General features: G+C 66.1%; 23 protein-coding genes and 4 tRNA genes. 8 read left to right on the top strand and 19 right to left on the bottom strand.

The annotated features are described in order from the left end of the window. Positions 1–7: 7 nt before the first annotated feature. The 5 genes from NM962_12710 to NM962_12690 all read right to left on the bottom strand — a co-directional run bounded on the left by NM962_12710 (position 8) and on the right by NM962_12690 (position 2,837). Complete coding sequence (locus tag NM962_12710; protein ID UVO14702.1) at positions 8–898, bottom strand: nitronate monooxygenase; 891 nt, start codon at positions 896–898, stop codon at positions 8–10. A 65-nt stretch (positions 899–963) separates the two neighbouring features. After that, positions 964–1,302, bottom strand: a complete 339-nt coding sequence (locus NM962_12705; GenBank protein ID UVO10885.1) for a cupin domain-containing protein — start codon at positions 1,300–1,302, stop codon at positions 964–966. 37 nt (positions 1,303–1,339) lie between these two features. Further along, positions 1,340–1,765 carry a hypothetical protein gene (locus NM962_12700; GenBank protein UVO10884.1) on the bottom strand — a complete coding sequence of 142 codons (426 nt, stop codon included), beginning with the start codon at positions 1,763–1,765 and terminating at the stop codon, positions 1,340–1,342. Further along, positions 1,762–2,496 carry a helix-turn-helix domain-containing protein gene (locus tag NM962_12695; protein UVO10883.1) on the bottom strand — a complete coding sequence of 245 codons (735 nt, stop codon included), beginning with the start codon at positions 2,494–2,496 and terminating at the stop codon, positions 1,762–1,764. Before NM962_12695 ends, NM962_12700 begins: the two co-directional genes overlap by 4 nt. Further along, positions 2,493–2,837, bottom strand: a complete 345-nt coding sequence (locus tag NM962_12690) for a ferredoxin family protein (protein ID UVO10882.1) — start codon at positions 2,835–2,837, stop codon at positions 2,493–2,495. Before NM962_12690 ends, NM962_12695 begins: the two co-directional genes overlap by 4 nt. Positions 2,838–3,069: 232 nt before the next feature. Between NM962_12690 and NM962_12685 the strand changes: the two genes are divergently transcribed. Beyond that, the gene (locus NM962_12685) at positions 3,070–3,876 is read left to right on the top strand and encodes an enoyl-CoA hydratase/isomerase family protein (GenBank protein ID UVO10881.1); all 807 of its coding nucleotides are present in this window, start codon (positions 3,070–3,072) and stop codon (positions 3,874–3,876) included. 12 nt (positions 3,877–3,888) lie between these two features. Here NM962_12685 and NM962_12680 read toward each other — a convergent pair whose 3' ends face one another. Further along, positions 3,889–5,556, bottom strand: a complete 1,668-nt coding sequence (locus NM962_12680; GenBank protein UVO10880.1) for an acyl-CoA synthetase — start codon at positions 5,554–5,556, stop codon at positions 3,889–3,891. A gap of 112 nt (positions 5,557–5,668) precedes the next feature. Between NM962_12680 and NM962_12675 the strand changes: the two genes are divergently transcribed. The 3 genes from NM962_12675 (at position 5,669) to NM962_12665 (ending at position 8,010) form a co-directional block, all read left to right on the top strand. After that, entirely contained in the window at positions 5,669–6,325 is a 657-nt protein-coding gene (locus tag NM962_12675) for a DedA family protein (protein ID UVO10879.1), read from the top strand. 108 nt (positions 6,326–6,433) lie between these two features. Continuing rightward, positions 6,434–7,054 (top strand): hypothetical protein, encoded by a 621-nt coding sequence (locus NM962_12670; GenBank protein ID UVO10878.1) that lies wholly within the window; start codon positions 6,434–6,436, stop codon positions 7,052–7,054. A 74-nt stretch (positions 7,055–7,128) separates the two neighbouring features. Continuing rightward, positions 7,129–8,010 (top strand): metal-dependent hydrolase, encoded by an 882-nt coding sequence (locus NM962_12665; protein ID UVO10877.1) that lies wholly within the window; start codon positions 7,129–7,131, stop codon positions 8,008–8,010. A 267-nt stretch (positions 8,011–8,277) separates the two neighbouring features. On the opposite strand, the gene NM962_12660 is transcribed toward NM962_12665, so the two are convergent. Beyond that, positions 8,278–8,349, bottom strand: a tRNA-Val gene (locus NM962_12660). A 157-nt stretch (positions 8,350–8,506) separates the two neighbouring features. On the opposite strand from NM962_12660, the gene NM962_12655 reads away from it, so the two are divergent. The 4 genes from NM962_12655 (at position 8,507) to NM962_12640 (ending at position 9,198) form a co-directional block, all read left to right on the top strand. Beyond that, positions 8,507–8,579, top strand: a tRNA-Gly gene (locus NM962_12655). A 30-nt stretch (positions 8,580–8,609) separates the two neighbouring features. Continuing rightward, positions 8,610–8,680 (top strand) — tRNA-Cys (locus NM962_12650). Positions 8,681–8,697: 17 nt separating this feature from the next. After that, positions 8,698–8,772 (top strand) — tRNA-Val (locus NM962_12645). A 108-nt stretch (positions 8,773–8,880) separates the two neighbouring features. Next, positions 8,881–9,198 (top strand): hypothetical protein, encoded by a 318-nt coding sequence (locus NM962_12640; GenBank protein UVO10876.1) that lies wholly within the window; start codon positions 8,881–8,883, stop codon positions 9,196–9,198. Between the two features lie 57 nt (positions 9,199–9,255). On the opposite strand, the gene NM962_12635 is transcribed toward NM962_12640, so the two are convergent. From NM962_12635 to NM962_12580, 12 genes are all read right to left on the bottom strand, one after another. Next, positions 9,256–9,729 carry a hypothetical protein gene (locus NM962_12635; protein ID UVO10875.1) on the bottom strand — a complete coding sequence of 158 codons (474 nt, stop codon included), beginning with the start codon at positions 9,727–9,729 and terminating at the stop codon, positions 9,256–9,258. Between the two features lie 34 nt (positions 9,730–9,763). Beyond that, positions 9,764–10,687: a hypothetical protein gene (locus NM962_12630; protein ID UVO10874.1), complete on the bottom strand. Its 924-nt coding sequence runs from the start codon at positions 10,685–10,687 to the stop codon at positions 9,764–9,766. Positions 10,688–10,700: 13 nt separating this feature from the next. After that, a complete protein-coding gene (locus NM962_12625; GenBank protein UVO10873.1) occupies positions 10,701–10,847 on the bottom strand; it encodes a hypothetical protein in 147 nt (48 codons plus the stop codon). Positions 10,848–10,887: 40 nt separating this feature from the next. Next, a complete protein-coding gene (locus NM962_12620) occupies positions 10,888–11,187 on the bottom strand; it encodes a hypothetical protein (GenBank protein ID UVO10872.1) in 300 nt (99 codons plus the stop codon). Continuing rightward, on the bottom strand, positions 11,180–11,533 hold the full coding sequence (locus NM962_12615; protein UVO10871.1) for a hypothetical protein: 354 nt from the start codon (positions 11,531–11,533) through the stop codon (positions 11,180–11,182). The genes NM962_12620 and NM962_12615 overlap by 8 nt, the downstream gene beginning before the upstream one ends. Continuing rightward, positions 11,533–11,778 carry a hypothetical protein gene (locus NM962_12610; GenBank protein UVO10870.1) on the bottom strand — a complete coding sequence of 82 codons (246 nt, stop codon included), beginning with the start codon at positions 11,776–11,778 and terminating at the stop codon, positions 11,533–11,535. Before NM962_12610 ends, NM962_12615 begins: the two co-directional genes overlap by 1 nt. Positions 11,779–12,601: 823 nt before the next feature. Next, entirely contained in the window at positions 12,602–13,369 is a 768-nt protein-coding gene (locus NM962_12605; protein UVO10869.1) for a hypothetical protein, read from the bottom strand. 36 nt (positions 13,370–13,405) lie between these two features. Continuing rightward, the gene (locus tag NM962_12600) at positions 13,406–13,615 is read right to left on the bottom strand and encodes a hypothetical protein (protein UVO10868.1); all 210 of its coding nucleotides are present in this window, start codon (positions 13,613–13,615) and stop codon (positions 13,406–13,408) included. Then, positions 13,612–13,965: a hypothetical protein gene (locus tag NM962_12595; GenBank protein ID UVO10867.1), complete on the bottom strand. Its 354-nt coding sequence runs from the start codon at positions 13,963–13,965 to the stop codon at positions 13,612–13,614. Before NM962_12595 ends, NM962_12600 begins: the two co-directional genes overlap by 4 nt. A gap of 222 nt (positions 13,966–14,187) precedes the next feature. Continuing rightward, on the bottom strand, positions 14,188–14,520 hold the full coding sequence (locus tag NM962_12590) for a hypothetical protein (GenBank protein ID UVO10866.1): 333 nt from the start codon (positions 14,518–14,520) through the stop codon (positions 14,188–14,190). After that, a complete protein-coding gene (locus tag NM962_12585) occupies positions 14,517–14,789 on the bottom strand; it encodes a hypothetical protein (protein ID UVO10865.1) in 273 nt (90 codons plus the stop codon). The genes NM962_12590 and NM962_12585 overlap by 4 nt, the downstream gene beginning before the upstream one ends. A 257-nt stretch (positions 14,790–15,046) precedes the next feature. Beyond that, complete coding sequence (locus tag NM962_12580) at positions 15,047–16,747, bottom strand: AAA family ATPase (GenBank protein UVO10864.1); 1,701 nt, start codon at positions 16,745–16,747, stop codon at positions 15,047–15,049. Positions 16,748–16,837 lie beyond the last annotated feature (90 nt).

Below are 16,837 nucleotides of genomic sequence, written 5' to 3'. Positions count from 1 at the left end.
CCACGAGTCAGCTCCAGCGCGCCAGCAGGCGCAGCGCCCCGGTGCACAGTTCGTCTAGGACCGCTGCCGCCGGCCGGCTGTCGGTGAGCATGCCCACGCCCTGGCCCGCATCGACCGGGGCGACGCGCTGATCGTCGGCGGCAATCCCGGCGGCCAGTTCCGCGCCCGCGTCCTGATCGTCGGCCAGGGCTTCCTCGCGTCCGGTCCAGCGGCCGGTGAACTCGTTGCGCAGCACTCGTGACGGGAACCGCGCCGGCCAGTCCAGCCGCTGCCCGACATCGAAGACCCGGGTGGTGATCGTGTCGGTGCCGGCGGCGGCGATCAACGTGCGGCGGGCGCCCTCGCCGGTCAGTGCCTCGGGGCAGGCCGAGAAGACGGTGCCCAGCCACGCCCCGGCGGCACCGGCCGCCAACACGGCGGCCAGGCTGCGCGATCCGGAGATCCCGCCGGCGGCCAGCACCGGAAGCTCGACCGTGTCTAGAACCGCGTCGAGCAGCGGCAACGTGGCCAGCCGGAGCTCGCCGTGGCCGCCGCCCTCGGCGCCGCGCGCCACCAGCACATCCAGCCCGGCGTCTTGGGCACGTCGGGCACTGTCGGCGTCATAGACCTGAGTGGCAGCCAGGATTCCGGCCGAGTGGGCGCGCTGCACCCAGGACAGGTCCGCCCCGAAGCTGACCGAGAGCAGCATCGGGTGGGCGGCCAGTGCGGCGTCGAGCAGGTCCGGCTGATCGCGAACCACCCAGTCCACCAAACCGATCCCGAACCGGGGTGCGGCCCCGAGCGCGGCCAGCTCGGTCGCTAACGACGCCGCCGTGGCGGTGCTGCCCATCCCGATCATGCCCAGCCCGCCCGCCGCGCTGACTGCGGCGGCCAGTCGGCCACCGGCCACCCCGCCCATCGGGGCATTGAGGACAGGCAACCGCAGCCCAGCCCCCCGCGACCAGGGTGTGCTCAGCGGCACGCTCAGTGCGAGGCGCTCTTGGCGACCGTCAGCAACACCACGGAGTCTTCCAGCGACTCGAGCGCGTGGCGAGTGCGCGGCAGGGTGACGAGTTCACCGGCTGCCCCCTCCCAGCTGTCATCGCCGGCGGTCAGCCGCACCCGGCCGCGCAGCACCTGCAGGGTCGACTCCCCCGGGCTGTCGTGCTCGGCCAACGACTGGCCGGCCTGCAGTGCGACCAGGGTCTGGCGCAGATGGTGCACCGAGCCGCCGTAGACGGTGTGGGCCGCTCGACCGCTGTGATGCTGGGTGGCCTCGGCGAGCTTCTCGTCGGCCAGCACATTCAACGAGGTCGATTCCATCGGTTCTCCTTCTCACTCGGTGGACGGGTGGGACAGTTCAGCGAGACAGCAGCAGGATGCCCAACGGCACCAGCGCTGCGACCTTGATCAACTCCAGTGCGACATAGGCGTAGTGCGCCCGCGAGCGGGGCGCATCCAGTCCGGACAGCACCTGGTCAGCGCGTCGGCCCAGGGCCGGGCGCACCGCGAGCACCTGAGCCGCCAGCATTGCCAGGGCGACCGCGTAGGAGACCGCGATGCCGACCGTCGGCCGCTCGATCGCGAAGGTGACCGCGATAACCGCGGCCAGCAGGAATTCGGCGGCGTTGAGGGCCCGGAAGACCAACCGGCCGATGCCGAGGCAGATCGGGATGGTCGCGTTGGGCGCCCGGAACTTCAGCGGCGCCTCCATGAACGAAATCGCGGTCACCATCCCCAGCCAGACGAATGTCGCGGCGATCGCAACCGAGGCGCCGGCAGTCACCCGGTGGTCCCTTCCGCACGCACCGCGGTGGGGGGCGACGAATCGACCGGGACTCCGTTCAGGGTCGCCGACTTCAGGTGCGCCACGCACAGATCGGGCTTGGCGAACGGATCAAGTCGGTCGACGGTCATCGGCGAGTCCCATGCCTCCAGGGCTCCCTGCATCAGCCCCAGATGGATGGGGCAGACCACTTGAGTGGAGGTTTCGGCGAGCTCCAGGAACGGGCAGTGCCGCAGCCCGAGTTGCTCGTCTCCGGTGGCATCGGGTTCCAGGCGTTCGGGTTCGAAACCCAGCTCATCGAGCATCTCGAGCAGATGGTCGGTGGATTCCTCGGCATTGACGGGCCCGGACGGTTGGTGCAGCGGCCGCAGCCGATGCCCCCACGCCCGGCCAGCAGCCAATGCTTTGCCGCTGGGATCGGCGTCGGCGGCCAGCCCGATGGTGAGGATCTCGGCGAGCAACCGGAACCGGCGGGTTCCGCCTCGGTCCATCTGCCGGATGGCCCGAAACATCAGCGCCGGTCGTCCACGTCCCTTGTGATCGGGTTCGGTGTGCTCGACGCGGCCTTCTTCAACCAGGGTGTCCAGGTGAAAACGCACCGTATTGGGGTGCACCCCCAGCTCGTCGGCGATCTGGGCGATGCTCAGCGGTTCGTCGGCGGCCTGTACCAGCCGCAGAACGTCGAGGCGACGTCCTCCAGGTGGTACAGGCGGCTTGGCGATGTCGGTCACTCCCCCTGGGGAGGAAAGCTGGCCACCAGCGGAGTATCGATGCCGAGGGGGCCGATCTTGGCGGCGCCACCGGGTGAACCGAGTGCCTCATCGCGTCCGGGCAGAGCCTCGGCGAAGAACGCAGCGTTATCGGCCTGGTGCGGTTGGAGCTCCTCCGGGAGGTCATCTTCGTAGTAGATGGCCTCGACCGGGCACACCGGCTCGCAGGCTCCGCAGTCCACACACTCATCCGGGTGGATGTAAAGGGCTCGTCCGCCTTCGTAGATGCAGTCAACCGGGCACTCCTCCACGCAGGCCCGGTCCATCACGTCAACGCACGGCTTCCCGATCACATATGCCATGGGCAGAGAGTTTACACAAGGGATTTTGTAGAAACTAGAAAGGCAAACCTAAATCTCAGGGGCCGAATGCGGCACCTCAGCGCTCCCCCGCAGCGGTCGCCCCACCGGCCGGAGAACCATTGAGTTCGTTGAGGATTCACGCAGATAGACAGCTCGTGGCGTGGCGGTTTCCCGAGCGCGACAGGGCGAGGCCGCAGTGCCTCGGCGCGGGGCGGTCGAGTAGAAACGAATGATGACTGACGCCGCCCGTTACCGTGCCTCCGCCGACTTCCCCAGCCTTCGGTTCGAGCCCGGCGACAATGGCGTGCTGGAGCTGGTGCTCGACGCGCCGGGACTGAACTCGGTAGGCCCGCAGATGCACCGCGATCTCGCCGACGTGTGGCCGGTGATCGACCGCGACGACGACGTGCGAGCGGTGCTGGTACGCGGTGAGGGCAAGGCATTCTCCGCCGGCGGCAGCTTTGAGCTGATCGAGAAGATCGTCAGTGATCACGCCGGACGGATGCAGGTGCTGCGCGAGGCCCGCGATCTGGTGCTGAACATGGTCAACTTCTCCAAACCGGTGATCTCGGCCATCAATGGGCCCGCTGTCGGCGCAGGCCTGGTGGTGGCGCTGCTCTCCGACATCTCGGTAGCCGGGCGCACCGCTCGATTGATCGACGGCCACACCAAGCTCGGGGTTGCCGCCGGGGATCACGCGGCGATCTGCTGGCCGCTGCTGGTGGGCATGGCCAAGGCCAAGTACTACCTGCTGACCTGCGAGACGCTGCACGGCGAAGAAGCCGAGCGGATCGGTCTGGTCTCCAAGTGCGTCGATGACGACGAGGTGCTGGCCACCGCGACCCGCATCGCCGACGACCTGGCGCACGGCGCCCAGGACGCGATCCGCTTCACCAAGCACAGCCTCAACTATTGGTATCGGCAGTTCGCGCCGGCCTTCGAGACCGCGTTGGGGCTGGAGTTTCTCGGGTTCTCCGGTCCCGACGTGCATGAGGGCCTGGCCGCGATCCGGGAGAAGCGCAAACCGCAGTTCGGCTGAGCGGGCCGCTGCTCAGACCCGTTGTGCGGCGAGCGCCTGTTCTTTGGCCCAGCGGTAGTCGGCCTTGCCCGACGGCGAGCGCTGCACCTGGGCGCAGAACACCACGTCTTTGGGCAGCTTGTAGCGCGCGATGTAGTTGGCAGCCTCGGTGACGATGTCCTCTGCCCCGGCGTCGGCGCCCTGCGCCAGCTGGACCACTGCGACGACCTCGTTGCCCCATCGCTCGCTGGGCCGGCCCACCACCAGGACGTCATAGACGGCGGGATGATGAGCGATCGCGGCTTCGACCTCCTCGGCGAAGATCTTCTCGCCGCCGGAATTGATCGTCACCGAGTCTCGGCCCAGCAGCTCGATGCCGCCGTCGACGTCCCAACGAGCCCGGTCACCGGGGACCGAATGCCGGATGCCCTCGATGACCGGGAAAGTCCGGGCGGATTTCTCCGGGTCGCCGAGGTAGCCCAGCGGCACATATCCCTGCTGTGCCAGCCAGCCGATCTCGTCGTCGCCGGGCTGCAGAATGCGGGTCATGTCCGCACTGACCACGACCGCGCCCGGGTTCGGGGTGAAGCGGCCGGTGGAGGCGTGAGCCCGACTGGTGGTCTGTCCCATCTGCGCGCCGGTCTCCGAGGAGCCGCCGGCATCGAGGATCGACAGCTGCGGAAGCAGATCCAAGATCCGCTGCTTGATCGGCACGGTGAGCGGCGCGCCGCCGCTGGCCAGCACGAACAGGCCCGACAGCGCGTCTGCCAGCGTGGCACCGCCGGCCTCCAGTGCGTCGGCCAGCGGGCGCGCAAAGGCGTCGCCGACGATCGAGAGCGATATGACCCGCTCTTTGGCCGCCAGTTCCCAGGTCCCGACCGGGTCGAAGCGGTCGGTGGTCGCCGACATCACAAACGGCCGCCCGCCGAGCAGCGTGATGAAGGCGGCCCACTGGGCTGCGCCATGCATCAACGGCGCCACCGTCATGGAGCCGGCGGCCGCCGCCGTTCGGGCGCGTTCGACGATCTCCTCCAACGTGGTGGGCACGGCGCCGGTGCCGAACTCACGACCGCCCATAGCGCCAACGAAGATGTCGTGCTGGCGCCACAGCACGCCTTTGGGCATACCGGTGGTGCCGCCGGTGTAGAGCAAGTACAGGTCGTCCGGGGACAGCGCCAGGCCCAACGGTTCGGCGGAGGTGGCGGCCAGCAGCTCCTCGTAGCGGACCGCACCGGGCAGCGGCGTATTGCCGGAGTCGTCGTCGACGTGAATCAGCGGCATCTCGGGCAGCCGGTCACCGGCCTGCCGCAGCGCTTCGGCCAGCGTGGGGGCGTACCGGGCGTGGTACATGATCGCCTCGGCGGAGGCGTCGGTCAGCAGGTAGACCAGTTCGTCGGCGACGTAGCGGTAGTTGACGTTGAACGGCGCGACCCGGGCGTTGTAGGCGCCGAGCATGCCTTCCAGATATTCGTTGCCGTTGGCCAGGTACAGCGCGAGGTGGCTCTGGCCGGATTCATCGGGGGCCAGCTCGGATCGCTCGTGACGGGCACCCAGACCGCGCTCGTGCAGTGCCCGCGCCAGCCGGCGGGACCGGTCCTCAATCTGCTGATAGCTGAATCGCCGGTCGCCGAAGACGATGCAGTCCCGGTCGCCAACGGCCGCCGCCACTGCCGAGAACACTTGGGCGAGGTTGAATTCCACTGCCGCTCCTCGATTCGATCGCAACGCCTGGGCAACGCTACTAGGTGACGCCTGGCCGGCCGCCGATGGTCGTGACGCGCTTTCCTGGGCAACGTCGGGCATGCTTGGCCCCATGTCGGTGGATGTCCTGCTGTATTCGATCCCGCCCGTCCTGGTCTACCTGCTCGTCGGCGCGGTTATCGGGATAGAGAGCCTGGGCGTCCCATTGCCGGGCGAGCTCATGCTGGTCGGCGCCGCGCTGTTGTCATCGCGGCACGAGTTGGCGGTCGACCCGATCGGGGTTGCGGTGGCGGCAGTGATCGGCGCGGTGATCGGCGACTCGATCGGCTATTCGATCGGCCGGCGATTCGGTATGCCGCTCTTCGACCGCCTGGGCCGTCGATTTCCGAACCACTTCGGTCCCGGCCACATCGCCTTCGCCGAACGGTCCTTCGGCCGTTGGGGCGCCAGCGCGGTGTTCTTCGGTCGATTCGTAGCGCTGCTGCGCATCCTGGCCGGCCCGCTGGCCGGGGCCTTGAAGATGCGTTACCCGCACTTTCTGATCGCGAATGTGACCGGCGCGGTTTTCTGGGCCGGTGGAACCACTGCCCTGGTGTATTACGCCGGGGTCGCAGCCGAACACTGGCTGTCGCGGTTCTCCTGGGTGGCGCTGCTGATCGCGCTGCTCGCCGGGCTGATCGCTGCCCTCGCGCTGAAGGGCCGCGTCGGTGCCCAGATCGCGGAACTGGACGCCCAACATCGAGCCCAACCGGACCCCGTCACCGAATAGCCAGCGAATTAGTGGGCGACCAAGGGTTGTCCCGGCACCGAAGCGAGAGCATGGTGGAAGGGACCGGCGGCGCCGCCGGGGCGTCGCCCCGATCATCCGGAGGCCCCTATGTTTGCGCGCGCAACCACCATTCACGCCCATCCGTCCTTCCTCGATGAGGGGATCACCCACGTCCGCGGCGTGGTGATGCCGGCCCTGGCCGATATGGACGGGTGTGCGGGGATGTCCATGCTGGTCGACCGCGACGCCGGCCGGTGCATCGTCACCTCGTCCTGGCTGGATGAGGACACCTTGCGAGCAAGCGAGGCCGGCGCTCAGCAGATGTGCGACCGTGCCGCGGAAATCTTCCACGCCACTGCCGAGATCACCCGCTGGGAGATCGCCGCGGTGCGCCGTGATCACCGGTCTCGGCGGCACGCGGGTGTACGCGTCACCTGGCTGCAGACCGACCCGGCGGGCTGCGAGCGGATGATCGACACTTACAAGCTGGCACTGATGCCTGAGTTGGAGGACCTCCACGGTTTCTGCAGCACCACTTTGCTGGTGGATCGGCATTCGGGACGCGCGGTGTCGTCGGTCAGCTTCGATGACCGAGCGGCACTGGTGGCCAGTCGCAGCAGCGAGCAGGCGATCTGGGCCCGAGCTGTCAACGACGCCGGCGCAGAAGTGCTCGAAGTCGCTGAATTCGATTTGGCGATCGCCCATCTGAACGTGCCCGAGATGGCGTAGACCCGATCAGGTGCGGGACTGACCCGCGAAAACCGGCCGCGACCGAGCGCGCGGCGCTGGCTACGCTCTGCTTCATGACACGCCAACGGCGACCGCCCTCGGCCCCGACTTATCCGAAGACTCGGCGGATCCGTTTCCGTTTCGACGACGGCGTCGACACCATCGGTGGCTACGGCAAGTATTTCGCCGACGACGACATGGTGCTCAGCCACTTCCTGGCCGGATTGTCCGGTGGTTTTCCGGCGGGCGAGGAATCCTTCATTCGCTCGGTGCGCCGCTTTGCCGATCGCGTCACCGACCCCGTGCTGAAAAAGCAGGTGGCGGGGTTCATCGGTCAAGAGTCCACCCATGGCCAAGAGCACCGTCGGCTCAACGCCGTGCTCGCAGACAAGGGTTATCCGATCCGCTGGCAGGATTCGGATAGCGTGCACCGCTGGCGAATTCGTGCAGAGGAATGCACCCCGGCAATGGTGCACCTGGCCCAGACCGCGGCACTGGAGCACTACACCGCAGTCCTTGCGGAGCGCATCCTCTCCACCGACGAGATCCAGGCCATACCGGGAACGCCCGAGGTGTGGAATCTGCTGAATTGGCATGCGGTGGAAGAACTTGAGCACAAGTCGGTGGCTTTTGACCTCTATCGCGCCGTCGGCGGCTCCGAGGCGGTCCGGATCATGGCGATGGCGGTGGTGATCGCCGCCACGGTTCCGCTCATCGCGCTCGGTCTGGTCGTCTCGCTGGCCCGTGACCCCGCGGCACGACGGCAACCGCGGCGGGCGTTGCGGGGAATCGCCGCGCTGTACCGCGGGCCTTTCTTCCGCGGATTTCTGCGCGACGCGGCGGTGTACCTACGCCCGGGATTTCACCCTGACGATGTGGATACGGTTGCCTTGCTTGACCATTGGCGGTCACGCCTGTTCGGCACCGACGGCGCCCTCAACGACCATCTGCGCTGAACACCGTGGCGCCAGCGGTCATCCGTCGTAGGCGAAGCGACACGTGGGGCGCGCTTCGGTTTTGAACGCCGCCAGCATGCCGTCCATGGTGATGATGCAGCGGAGCGCCGCATCCCGGCACGCAGAACGCCGCGGCGACGCCCCGTTCGTCGATGTCCGGCTCAACCGGGGCCAGTTCGTGTCGCGCCCGTCCAGCGCAAGACGCTGCGGGCCGGGCAGGCTGGCCCAAAAACGAGAAAAACCACCTGCTTCCAGGTGGCTCTCTTGTGGTCCCGGCTGGGATCGAACCAGCGACCTTCCGCGTGTGAGGCGGACGCTCTCCCCCTGAGCTACGAGACCGGATGAACGAGGACGAACAGTAGCACGCCGAGCCCGCCAAGCATCAATGCGCAGGACCTTTTTCGGCGACTCACCGCTGTGACATGCAGAGTTGTGCTGTCTCACATGTCTCCGCTAATGTTCTGCAGGCACCGGGCGACGATCTCGCCCGAGGCACGCGGATGTAGCGCAGTTGGTAGCGCATCACCTTGCCAAGGTGAGGGTCGCGGGTTCGAATCCCGTCATCCGCTCGAGGGTGTCAAGTGGCATCAACCCCTTGCGGTGGAGTGGCCGAGTGGTGAGGCAACGGCCTGCAAAGCCGTGCACACGGGTTCGATTCCCGTCTCCACCTCCGTCCCAAGGCTCTAAGCGCGGTTAGCTCAGCGGGAGAGCGCTTCCCTGACACGGAAGAGGTCGCTGGTTCAATCCCAGTACCGCGCACCATAGTTTCACCTGGTCAGAGGCGCTATCTAGAGCCACTAACCAAGTCGCATGCAACAGTCATGCAACAGCGGTCGAACTGAGCAGGCTTCCCCGCACTCGGAAGGCTCCATGATCACTCAGTACCCCGCCAACTCGACCCACGACGACGCACCGCTTAGCTTGCCGGCTGGTGCCGTGGCCGCCAGTGAAGTCATCGACGGCACCCGCGTGGTATTCGGCGAACCCCAACAGGTGGGCGCCGTCAGCGTCTGCGCCACCGCCATCCAAACCCTCGCGGGCACAATCATCGACAGTGCACAATTGGGGCGCCCCAGCGTGCAGCTAGGCGGTGGCAACACTGAACTCACGCCACAGCAGGCACGGCAACTCGCCCGCGCCCTGCAGGAGGCCGCTGAGCAAGCCGACCGGTGGGCCACCACCAACTAGCCCAATAGACGGCTGCGCCCCCGCCTAGTGGACAGGGGCGCAGCCGTCTGTTGCGATCTAGATCAACAAGCCGACAAGAGCCACCACCACGCCTATGCCAGCTATCGCGATACCAGCCATGGCGGCGTAAATGTCCCGCACCTCGAACGCATTACGCTCCACTTTAAGCACGGCGACCACCTCACGGAGCGCAGCCGAAATCGCCTCGTCGACCCGACCCGGCAACGTCGCAAGCTCGTTCTCGGCTCGCCGTAGCCGTTCCTCGGGCGTGCCCGTCTGCGACAGGTCCAGGTCGGCGGCCATGCTGAGACTCGGCGGCACGTCCACGACGAACGAAGTCGTATAGGGCTCACGCTTACGCGCACGCTGCACCCGCCAATTCGCCCACCAGGCTTGGACATCCTCAAGCAACTGGTCAAACTTCCCCGACGCACGATTCCAGGCCCGGAACAGGCCGTAAGCGGTTACCCCCGCGCCAAGAATCTGCAATCCCGAACCGAAAACCTGTAGGCACAGTCCCGTCATTTGCATCTGCCCCTCATCCGAAGACCCACACATCGAATTGTCACCACCGACCGGTCAACATCTCTGACCAGTGCAACTCGACCGCCTTCTCTGCCGCGGTCAACGTCGGATCACTCAAAATTTCGTCGGTCCCCAACACCGTCGGTGATTCGCCCGCTAAATCCTCAAAATCGCGGTGCTGGTTGCATTCGAACGCCAGCCGGCCGCGCTCGCCGAACCGCGCGTAGTCCATGCAGGCCCACGCGATCCGTGCCAGATGATCTCGGCGGCCCCCATGATGCAGCGCCAGGGCGACGCCACGCACAACCTGCCGGCGCTCCCCCAAAACCTCACGGCCCGCACACAGATCGATAACTACCTGCCGCAGAAACTCGCTGATAGTGGCATCAGGCACACCCGGCGGCCCCCCGGACGGGAATTGACAGTCGAAACTGCGGCACGGCGACCGCAATACGTGCGGCACCGCAGTCGGATACCGCTCCTGCACACGCCCGAAATCGTCAGCGTCGAACAAGTCGAGATACATGGGGCCGTCGATCAGCAGCCGACTGGTACGCCAAGAATTGGCTTCATCCACCGTACGGGAACCCAACACCACACCCTCGGCGGCAACCTCGGTGACCGCATAGCCACGCAGCGGCACCCAAAAATGTGGCCTCGCCAAAGTCATGATGCAGGCTGCGCCCTGATCAGCAGTGAAATACCAGCCACACCAACAGTCGACAGACGGCACACGATGCTTGCCGCCGGACCACCGCACATGCCCAGGCTCCCGACCTCGGTAAAACCGGTTCGTCTGCTCGTTGATCCGCACCAGAAACGGACTGCACTGCGGGGCGATCGAGGCCTGCGATCCGGCATCGAAACAGCCGACCTGCAGCACCCCGTCAATCTCGATGATCGGATCGAACCGCCAACCGCCCGACGGTGGCGGACAGCCCTGGAATATCTCAGCGGTCGACAAACACCGCTGCCCCTCACTCATCCGGTGGCCGATTGGGGCGGCTCACCTTCACATGCGGCGGCAGCGGGCCACCGTCATCCGGCAGGTTCTGCACAGCCTCCGCGTCCGCAGCGACCTCATTCAGCAACTCGGTCAGTTCCGTCAGCTTGTCCGCGTCCATGACCGGTCACGATAGCCACGGCGGCCGACACAAACACCACTCATGACCGGCCCGCCCGCCGAGTCTTCGCGATCCCACCACACCACGACTCGCAGACCTTGAGCACATGCAGCGGTTGCGCTTTGGCCGCAGCAGCGGCCAGCCTGCCGTCCACCGTCCCCTGTTCCGCCGTCAGCAACCGGTCGATGTGGGTGCGCACCATGTGACCGTCGAGCTGGCCGCCGGCCGCGACGGCTCCCCCAGCCGCATTCAACACGTCAAGCGCAACGATTTCGGCGGCAGCACGCGCCGTCAGACCACCGCGCCGGCCCCGCACACCAATCAGCTGCGCGTCACTCATCGCCGCCCACCCCCAGCGCGCTCCCAAAACTCGCAATTCGCGGCGGCCGATGCACGCACTCAGCACCCGAGCACTCATGCTCGGCATCGGAACCGCAAAACGGCACGTCACCCAACGGCTGACCGGCGCCCGGCGGAAACGGCTTGTGCCCATGCTCTTCATGCCAGGCGTCCACCGCGGCCCGCCAACGCTGGTACGCGGCTCGGAGCTGCTGCTCCCATGTCTCCGTACCGGCCGGCGCCAGCGGCTGGTCCATCCACGCGCCCGGCCGGTATTCCAGCAATTCCCGCGGCATATCCGGCCGGTAGACCACCGTCACCGTCGGCCGGCGACGACGCACTGCCATCACTGCCCCCCTTCATCATCAGCGAAGTCTTTAGGCAGACCGATCGAGCTGACCAGCTTCGCGAACGCCAGCCGCCGAGCACGAATCTCGGGATACAACGGATGCACACGCGGGCCTTGCGCCGAGTCGATCACCGCCGGCACACCCGCCAGGGCAGCCTGCAAGACATCGAGTTCATCGACGGTCCGGCAGGCTTCCAGCAGCACCGCTGTCGACGGCTCATCCAGCTCGTAAGCATCGGTCACTGAGCGCCACATGCGCCGGCCGCCGGCTTGCAGCCCATTCGGGGCTCTCACTGCCATCCAAAGCCCTCCCTAGGCCCATTTTTTCTCGATTACCGTGTGTGTAAGCGCGCAATGTCATGGTGAGTGCGACTGCGACGCGAAGGTGGTCATCCCCCCAGGTAGGTAATGGCCATGCGTCCATTCATGGTGTCCATTTCCGTAACGTGACAAAATGAACTCCAGGTCTCGCATCATGTACTTGTCGGCAGCGTTGACATGAGCCGAAGCTGCAGCCTTCAGGCAATTCATTTTGATCTTTTAATGGTCGCTGCCTGCGGCGGTCCGGCCTGGTGGTGGCTGGTTCTGGTTGCGCTCCTGCTGCGATTGCATCTGCATCTATTGTGTTGCTGCGCAACCTGTTACAGCGTCGATGTGTTGCTCGACTGTTGTCGAGAGTCTTTCTTCCGCCTTTTGAGATTGGGACGATGTGGTCGACTTCGAATGCTTCAGGTTCGTATTGTCCGGCGTCATAGTCGATTGGTCCACCGCAGATTGCGCATTCATCGCCGCGGGCACGAATGATTGCACGTATTTTACGGTCGGCGTGTTGGTATTGACGCCGGCCGGTGCGGTCGTAGCGTGCCTCAACCATTGTGTTGGGTGTTTCCTGTATTCAATTATCTGGGGGTTTTGGCCGGCCCCGGGGGCGCACCTGCGCATAAATTTGTTGGGGTAGGTGCTCGTATCCCCGGGGCCGGCCCTATTCATGGGGTGGGGTGGCTGCGGGCCTGGGCAGCGGAAAGGAGGAAGCACCGCCGGGGCGCGCCAGCCCTCACCCCAGGCGCTAGACCATCACAGCCGCCGACACATGGCCTTGGCCGCGGCGAATCAGGCGCTGCTGCTCCAGTTCGATGCCCCGCTGCGCGGCGATCGGCTGGGCCTCTTCGACGGCCTGGCCGAGGCTGGGCCACCAGAGCCGGGCACCATGCCGCGAGCCCATCAGGAAAACGTTGTCGAGGTGGTGCGGCGTCTCGGCGAGATGGTGATCCACCGGGGTCGGATCAGTCCACCTGCTGCAGTCGGTGCCGTTGATGTTGGCGGCATCCCGAGGCCAGAGGTAGGCGTCGCGCAGGTCGTAGAGCTGCAGCAGTTCGGTGCTGGCCGCTGCCAGCCCGGCCACCGCGGTGGCGTCCTCGGTCCGGCCAGCGGCCAGCAGCTTGTGCAGGTCGGTTTCGTTGAGGTCGGCGACCCGCTGAATGGCGTCGATCTGAGCCTCCGCGCGGGGGCGCAACTGTTCAACCAGTTCGTCTCCAGCATTGAGTAGGGCATTGAGCGCGCGACGGCTGGCAGTTTCCAGGGCGCCGCGATGTGCGCTAGACAGTTGAATCTGGAAGTGCTCGCGGACGATGGTCTGCAGGGCCGCGGTGTCGGTGGCCCCCGACAGGTACGCGTCTACGGATGAGTGAGCGTCGGGTTCGATAGGCCGACGGTCGGCGATCTGATCGACCAGCCCGAAAGCGGCCTTCACCGGCTTGGAGTAGTCGATCTCGCGGGCGTCGAGCGCTTCACGGGCACCCTGCAATCGGGCGGTCGGGTCAGATGACCAGGACATTTGGCTTGTTCCTCTATTCGATTGTGGTTTGGGTGGTTAGCCGAAGTATCCGCGCCAAGCTTCTACAGCTGCCTCTTTCGTCGCCGGCCGGCGGCGGTCTAGGCCGCGGTCACGGCGTAGCGCAGCGGCAGCGCGCTCCTTGGGGTCGGTCGGCTCATCTGGGGGCCGGACACGGGCCACTAGGGCGTCGAAGTCGTCGGCGGTCATGTCGGCGAGCTGCTGCTCTGCGTAAGGTCCGATCGTCATTTTGTTGTCTCCTGAAAAGTCTTCTGGTTCAGCACTTCAGCGAGCGGGAATACCCAGCGGCCGGCGATCTGTTCGCCGTGCAGTAGGCCGGCGCGGCGTTGCACCCGCCGTTCCGTCCAGCCAAGTAGGGCCGCGGCTTTGCGGGTGCCTACCTGTTGCGTGCATGCAGTCGAGTCTGCCAAAACAGCCCCATTCTGCTGTCGTCTAGACGACACCCAGGCTTGGTTTAGCTTGTCTTGCAGCGCAATCACTTGCGGTGGGCAAGGCTGGCCAGCGATCTGCCGGGGCCGCACAACTTCGCCGCACATCCACAGGACGGCCCGCAGCTCTTCATGGGTGAGTTCAACCATTGGTCATCGCCAACAATCGATCTACCGCGAAGGTCGCCGCCTTCCCGTGGCGGGATAGGCAGACGACGCTGTACCGGCCACACGGGGTCATCAGGCGACCTCTCAGCCGACGCGTACCACCACGCCCGTCAGGGACGGTGCGCGGTACAGAGCGCACAGCGCCGGTCGCCGTGTGAATTTCGTAGCCACCCCACCCGGGGATCGGTGACCACAGTCCGCCGGTCACTGCGCCGCCCAGTACAGACGGGGCGCGCCTTCAATCCAACGGCACGCCGCCCGGTATTCAGCACTGTAGGTGCGACGGTCGACGAACTTGTGGTGCCAACAGCCCGGCCGGATCTCTTGCCATCCCTTGGCCGGCAGGAACTGCGACACAACCAGCCGCCCGCCGCTAATTTCGCCAATCACCGCCCGCTTGTGAGCAAACCTGCCCGTCGATACCCGGCCGTGCACAACCTCCAGCCGGTCTGGAGTGACCACCGGCAGCAGTTCCCGCACATCCTGCGCAGTCACCGTTCGACCGTCGTCGAGCTGAATAACCTTCAGGCCGCTCACCGGACTGCAGCCTTGCGCGAGGCTTCGGCCGCCACATCGGCTATCTGCGCCACGATCTGGCGGGCACCGCGGCGGGCATCCTGCTCGGACAGGCCGGCCTTGACGGTCAGTTGCTCGGTCAGGCTGGCTTCGTTGGCGGTGGCGTTGCGGGCCGCCAGATGGGGTGGCCGGCCACGGTGCGCGGCGCAGGCGAGCCCGTCACGCGCTACAGGGGATTGGCATAGGCCACCGTCGTCGCGGTTGCGGTGGCATCTGAGTTGGACGGTCATGTTGGGGTCTCTATTCAGTTGTGTGGGAGTGGATCAGGTGGGGCCACCGTGACCGGGTGGCGGTCTCGGTGTCGGCCACCGGGCAGGGGTTAGGCCAGGGGGTTGGGTCGGGTCGCGCGTACCTGACCCAACCGACCCAAGAGTCCCTCTCTTGGTCATCTCAAAAACCCCGCGAGCTGCACTTAGACCGGTTAGGTCGCTTGGGTCAGGTACGCGCGCGAAGCGACCCGACCTGACCCCCCGGTGGCCTTGGCAGTTCATTGGCCGGCCGCTGTAGGTAGCGACCACACCGATGGCCCGCCGGCCTCGCGGAGCCGCTCGGAATGCACCTTGAGTTTGCGCATAGCGCGTTTGATGGCGGACTCACTGAATCCGAGTTCGGCGCCGTCTGCCCGGACCTCCAAAGCCGGGGTGGGGCCTTTCACGTTCAGATAGCCTTTCAGCCACTGCACGCATTCTGAGCCGGTGTCGCGGCCTCCGGCCTGTTCCGCGGCCAACAAGTCCCGCACAGTCCGATCCGTGTTTCCTAGTAGGGTGAAACGCACCATTTCGGTTGCGCCACCATCGGATACGGTGACCGGTGTTTCGGTGAGCCGGTATGCAAGGTTGAGGCCTTCGACACCGGAACTGTTTTTCGATTGGGTCATTACGCGGGTGCCGTCGTCGGCTTCCTGGTCGACGGCGAAGCCGAATACGCATCGGGCGACCTCACCGAACGCTGAAGATCCGTTGATGCCGGCGGTCACGTCACGGGCTGCTTTGGTCAGGTGGGTGATGCCGAGCACTACGCCGTCGATCGCCTCACTGATTTCTGCCCACGGCGTCAGGGCTTCACGTACCTCGTTGGAGCGGTACAGGTCGGGGCCGGCGCCGAGCGTGGACATGAGGGGGTCGAGAATCACGGCGCGGATGCCGTTCTCGGCGCAGACTGCGAGGATGTCAGCTTTGTCTGTGCAGACATTGATTCGGGCCGGGCCGTCGTCGGCCGCCGCCAGGTGCACAATCCGATCAGGGTTGGCGCCGGCCGCGATCAGCGACGGACCGACCGTGTGCTGCCAGGATTCCTCGCTAGCCACATAGAGGACGTTGACTGGTTTGCCTTCCCAGCAGCCCGGCAGTGTGCCTTGTGTCCAGCCGGCGGCGAACCAGCGTGCGGTCGTGGATTTGCCTGCCGCGGGCCGGCCCGCGAACAGGGTGAGTCCGCCCTTGAGGATTCGGCCGCGGCCGTCGTACTCCCACGCCCATTCGGGGATTACGGTGCGCACGTTGGCGAGTGTCCGTACTCGCCACCGGGAACCGGTGCCGGGCGTGGTCGCCGCCGTGGGTGCGGTCGGTGGCACGGCAGACCGCATCCACTCCCCCGAACTGCCCCTATAGAAATCTGGGGCTTGATCGGCTTGATATTTCATTGGGACCTCGGTGGGGGTGCCGGTGCCGGTGATCATGGCCGGCAGCGGTGCCAGCGGCCCGGTGGACAGCCACCGGGTCGTCTCGCTGTCGTCGACACGCCACTGGTGGAGTGGTTGGCGGACGGTGATGCCGGCGTGGGTGCCCCGTAGTTCGCCACCGTCGGCTGCAAGGTTGGGAATGTGCAGGTCGGCGGGTGCCGCGTAGATGCGGGTGCTTTCCGGTTGGCCGTCGTGTAGCCCGGCCAACGTGGCGCTGGCGGGTAGTTCGGGGCTGAATTTGTCGGGGACGGTGGGAATTGTCACGGCTACAGCACCGGAATGGCCGAGGTGCAGGCCGATACCGATGTCGAGGTCTGTCCAGAGCGTGGCGATTTGTTGCGGGTCGCGGGTGGCAGTTTCCTGCCAGTCGGGATCGAGTGCGTGTCCGTGCAGTTCCGGGTCGTAGACGGGGTAGACGTGCCAGCCGGCGGCAGCGTAGGCCTGCGCGGCAGTGTGGTTGTCGACATTATGGTCGATTTCCGGAACCAAAAGCGTTGCAACGCTTGGCATATGGTCTGCTGTCCTGACTGTATTGAATTGTTCAGCGTGCCCGCGAAAGCTGCTGATTGAACACCCCCGGCGCCCACCGGGGGTGTTCGT

Source organism: Mycobacterium sp. SVM_VP21 (assembly GCA_024758765.1).
Classification (GTDB): domain Bacteria; phylum Actinomycetota; class Actinomycetes; order Mycobacteriales; family Mycobacteriaceae; genus Mycobacterium; species Mycobacterium heraklionense_C.
The sequence above is the reverse complement of the archived record's forward strand: the minus strand, read 5'-3'. Positions and strand labels throughout refer to the sequence as shown.

Coding starts and splice junctions, on each gene's coding strand:
- NM962_12600 (UVO10868.1), bottom strand. CDS start 13,615: ATGACGATCGGACCTTACGCAGAGCAGCAGCTCGCCGACATGACCGCC.
- NM962_12685 (UVO10881.1), top strand. CDS start 3,070: ATGACTGACGCCGCCCGTTACCGTGCCTCCGCCGACTTCCCCAGCCTT.
- NM962_12705 (UVO10885.1), bottom strand. CDS start 1,302: ATGGAATCGACCTCGTTGAATGTGCTGGCCGACGAGAAGCTCGCCGAG.
- NM962_12585 (UVO10865.1), bottom strand. CDS start 14,789: ATGACCGTCCAACTCAGATGCCACCGCAACCGCGACGACGGTGGCCTA.
- NM962_12615 (UVO10871.1), bottom strand. CDS start 11,533: ATGGCAGTGCGTCGTCGCCGGCCGACGGTGACGGTGGTCTACCGGCCG.
- NM962_12625 (UVO10873.1), bottom strand. CDS start 10,847: ATGGACGCGGACAAGCTGACGGAACTGACCGAGTTGCTGAATGAGGTC.
- NM962_12690 (UVO10882.1), bottom strand. CDS start 2,837: ATGGCATATGTGATCGGGAAGCCGTGCGTTGACGTGATGGACCGGGCC.
- NM962_12640 (UVO10876.1), top strand. CDS start 8,881: ATGATCACTCAGTACCCCGCCAACTCGACCCACGACGACGCACCGCTT.
- NM962_12580 (UVO10864.1), bottom strand. CDS start 16,747: ATGCCAAGCGTTGCAACGCTTTTGGTTCCGGAAATCGACCATAATGTC.
- NM962_12595 (UVO10867.1), bottom strand. CDS start 13,965: ATGGTTGAACTCACCCATGAAGAGCTGCGGGCCGTCCTGTGGATGTGC.
- NM962_12670 (UVO10878.1), top strand. CDS start 6,434: ATGTTTGCGCGCGCAACCACCATTCACGCCCATCCGTCCTTCCTCGAT.
- NM962_12635 (UVO10875.1), bottom strand. CDS start 9,729: ATGCAAATGACGGGACTGTGCCTACAGGTTTTCGGTTCGGGATTGCAG.
- NM962_12665 (UVO10877.1), top strand. CDS start 7,129: ATGACACGCCAACGGCGACCGCCCTCGGCCCCGACTTATCCGAAGACT.
- NM962_12620 (UVO10872.1), bottom strand. CDS start 11,187: ATGAGTGACGCGCAGCTGATTGGTGTGCGGGGCCGGCGCGGTGGTCTG.
- NM962_12605 (UVO10869.1), bottom strand. CDS start 13,369: ATGTCCTGGTCATCTGACCCGACCGCCCGATTGCAGGGTGCCCGTGAA.
- NM962_12675 (UVO10879.1), top strand. CDS start 5,669: ATGTCGGTGGATGTCCTGCTGTATTCGATCCCGCCCGTCCTGGTCTAC.
- NM962_12710 (UVO14702.1), bottom strand. CDS start 898: ATGGGCGGGGTGGCCGGTGGCCGACTGGCCGCCGCAGTCAGCGCGGCG.